At 55.9% G+C, this 481-nt stretch carries 1 protein-coding gene; it reads left to right on the top strand.

The features are described 5' to 3' along the window. Positions 1–481 (top strand): hypothetical protein (locus ACXAIC_RS24820; protein ID WP_475187126.1); only part of this gene is annotated, 481 nt, incomplete at both ends.

Below are 481 nucleotides of genomic sequence, written 5' to 3'. Positions count from 1 at the left end.
TTGCAACGAATGCGATTGAGAAAACGGGTGGCAGCACGGGCGGCTGGGATCGTGGGGCCTATTCGCAGGAGAGTTTTGTCGGAGCTGGTTCTCTCAGCACGACGGTCTATCGGACCAACAAGTACGTCCTGCTTGGACTTTCTGCGGATGGTGGGGATGTTGGAACATCCACGATCGAATACGGCATTCGACAGCAATCCGACGGCAAGCTTTCGATTTACGAGAACGGGGTGAGCAAGGGAACCTTTGGCCAATATTTTGTTGGCGATGAGCTCACGATCGAGCGTCTGGAAGACGGCACAGTCCAGTATTTGAGGAACGGTGAGGTTTTCTACACGAGTGCCACGCTGTCCGACCCGTCTGTGCCTCTCCATGCGGATGCAAGTTTCTATCAACATGGCAGCCGTCTGGGTGACACGGTGCTGCAGTCTGGAGATGGTCCGGCCGAGCTGGTGACGTGGGAACACGATCCGGACATTGC

Source organism: Roseibium sp. AWQ4_254, from assembly GCF_056161025.1.
This window is presented reverse-complemented; position numbering and strand designations above follow the sequence as displayed.